We start from the raw sequence: 2,520 nt of genomic DNA on the forward strand, positions 1-2,520 counted from the left end.
TCAGGTCACGGGCATAGCGCTTCCAGCCCGCCAGGGTGGTGCCGCTGGCCAGCAGATGCAGGGCCTGCGGATGGGCCTGGATGCTGGCGGCCACCTGCGCGCGTTGCGCCGGCCCCAGCAGGGTCCGGCGGGATTCGGCCAGCAGCCAGGTGCGGGTGCGGAAGGTGCGCACATCGCACAGGTGCAGCCAGACATCCTGGGCCAGAGCGATGCTGGGCGTGGACAGCGGCACATCGGGCACCTGCCAGAACACCGGATCGGTGTAGGCCGCGGGGAAGCTGCCTGGCGCCAGCCCCTGCGCCAGGGTGCGGCGAAACGCCTCCTGAAAGGCCGTGGACAAGCGCACCTTGCCCCGATGCAGGGGGTTGGCCCGCGCTTCCGCGCCCAGCGCGTTGTCCCACAGAAAATCGTGGTCGTCCCAGATGCTGAAGACGCGGCCGGGCGGCAGTGATTTGACCAGTTTGGCAAACTGCGGCTGCGCCAGCAAGTCGCTGTAGAGGCTGAACAGATAGCGGGCAAATTCGTCATCGCCCATGGTCTGCGGATCAGACGGCGCATGGATGTCGGTGTAGACCGAATCGCCCAGCAGCACCAGCGCATCGGGCTGATGCGCAGCGATGTCGTCCCACACCGGTTGCTTCTTGAACGCCGCCGTGCACATGCAGGAGGCAAAGGCGAGTTTCATCATGATCACACCCCGTCTTCGATTCAGATCCGCCCCTGCGGACCTCGCTCGCCCACAGTATGCAGCGCCCCCGCGCAGTCCGGCGCGCTGCCTGCCTTAAACTCTCCCCTTTCTCAGCGCCTGCACCGCTCATGTCTGCTGCCTCCACTCCCGGGACAACCTCTGCCCTGTTCGACCTCAAAAGCGCGTCGCTCACGCTCGTGTCCTTTGTGCTCAAGACAGGGAACATGCCCGCGCTGGCCCAGGCCATGGAGGAGCGCTTCGGCGACACCCCCGATTTCTTCAGCCACGACCCCGTCGTGATTGACCTCACGCCCATGGGCAGCCTCAGCGTGCCGCTGGATTTCCCGGCACTGATCACTCTGCTGGAGCGCTTCAAGCTCAAGCCCGTGGCCGTGCGTGGCGGCAGTGCCGCCCAACTGGAATCGGCGCAGAAGTCCGGTCTGGGCGAGGCGCCCGACAGCCAGGCCGGCGCCCCCCGCACCGAAACAGTGGTCAAGGAAGTGATCCGCGAGGTCATCCGCGAAGTGCCTGTGCAGGTTCCCGTGGAAGTGCCTGTGGCTGCGAACACCATGATCATCGACAAGCCCCTGCGCTCGGGCCAGCAGATCTACGCCAAGGGCTGTGACCTGGTGGTCATGGCCGTGGTGAACCACGGCGCCGAGGTCATCGCCGACGGCTCCATCCATGTGTACGCGCCCTTGCGCGGCAAGGCCATCGCCGGTGCCAAGGGCAATACCGGCGCCCGCATCTTTTCCACCTGCATGGAGCCCGAGTTGCTGTCCATTGCAGGCACCTACCGCACCACCGAGAACCCCCTGCCCGCCGATGTGGTGGGCCGACCCGCCCAGATCCGTCTGGATGGTGAGCGGCTGGTGTATGAAGCCATCAAACTGTGAATTCTTCTGAACTGAAAGGACCGCCATCCATGGCCAAGATCATCGTGGTGACCTCCGGCAAGGGGGGCGTCGGCAAGACGACCACCAGCGCCAGCTTCGCATCGGGCCTGGCCCTGCGTGGCCACAAGACCGCCGTCATCGACTTCGACGTGGGCCTTCGCAACCTCGACCTGATCATGGGCTGCGAGCGTCGGGTCGTCTATGACCTGATCAACGTCATCCATGGCGAGGCCAACCTGAACCAGGCCCTGATCAAGGACAAGCAGTGCGAGAACCTCTTCGTGCTGGCAGCCTCTCAGACGCGTGACAAGGAAGCCCTGACGCAAGAAGGCGTCGAGAAGGTGCTGGCCGACCTCGGCGAGATGGGCTTCGAGTACATCGTGTGCGACTCGCCCGCAGGCATCGAGACCGGTGCGCTGATGGCCATGCACTTTGCCGATGAGGCCATCGTGGTGACCAACCCCGAGGTGTCGTCCGTGCGTGACTCGGACCGCATTCTGGGCATGCTCAACAGCAAGACCCGCCGGGCCCAGCAAGGTGGCGAGCCCATCAAGGAACACCTGCTGATCACCCGCTACAACCCCAACCGGGTCGAAGGCGGCCAGATGCTGTCGCTCGATGACGTGCACGAGATCCTGCGCGTCAAGCTCATCGGCGTGATCCCCGAGTCGGAGACCGTGCTGAACGCCTCCAACCAGGGCATCCCGGCCATCCACATGAAGAACACCGATGTGGCCGAGGCCTACCAGGACGTGATCGACCGTTTCCTGGGCCAGGACAAACCCCTGCGCTTCATCGAGTCCGATAAGACCGGCTTCTTCAAGCGCTTGTTCGGAGGCAAGTAAGACCATGGGATTCCTGTCTTTTGTCCTCGGCGAGAAGAAGCAGACGGCCACCGTGGCGGTCTGCTTCTTTTCGCCGAGGAAGAATGACAGG

The 2,520-nt window shown here is 64.4% G+C and carries 3 protein-coding genes; 2 read left to right on the forward strand and 1 reads right to left on the reverse strand.

Features of this window, described 5'->3' with window-relative positions:
- A partial coding sequence (locus VFW84_RS00865) for a hypothetical protein (RefSeq protein WP_329678535.1) occupies window positions 1-688 on the reverse strand: 688 nt, incomplete at its 3' end.
- 128 nt (window positions 689-816) lie between these two features.
- Between VFW84_RS00865 and minC the strand changes: the two genes are divergently transcribed.
- The gene (gene minC, locus VFW84_RS00870) at window positions 817-1,584 is read left to right on the forward strand and encodes a septum site-determining protein MinC (protein WP_329678536.1); all 768 of its coding nucleotides are present in this window, start codon (window positions 817-819) and stop codon (window positions 1,582-1,584) included.
- A 29-nt stretch (window positions 1,585-1,613) separates the two neighbouring features.
- Window positions 1,614-2,429, forward strand: coding sequence for a septum site-determining protein MinD (gene minD, locus VFW84_RS00875; RefSeq protein WP_329678537.1), 816 nt, complete (start codon window positions 1,614-1,616; stop codon window positions 2,427-2,429).
- Window positions 2,430-2,520: the final 91 nt, after the last annotated feature.

The sequence above is a fragment of the Aquabacterium sp. genome, assembly GCF_036279655.1.
Lineage (GTDB): Bacteria > Pseudomonadota > Gammaproteobacteria > Burkholderiales > Burkholderiaceae_C > Aquabacterium.

Bases quoted from the DNA above. Each gene is read 5' to 3' on its own strand.
- minD (WP_329678537.1), top strand. From the start codon at position 1,614: ATGGCCAAGATCATCGTGGTGACCTCCGGCAAGGGGGGCGTCGGCAAG.
- minC (WP_329678536.1), top strand. From the start codon at position 817: ATGTCTGCTGCCTCCACTCCCGGGACAACCTCTGCCCTGTTCGACCTC.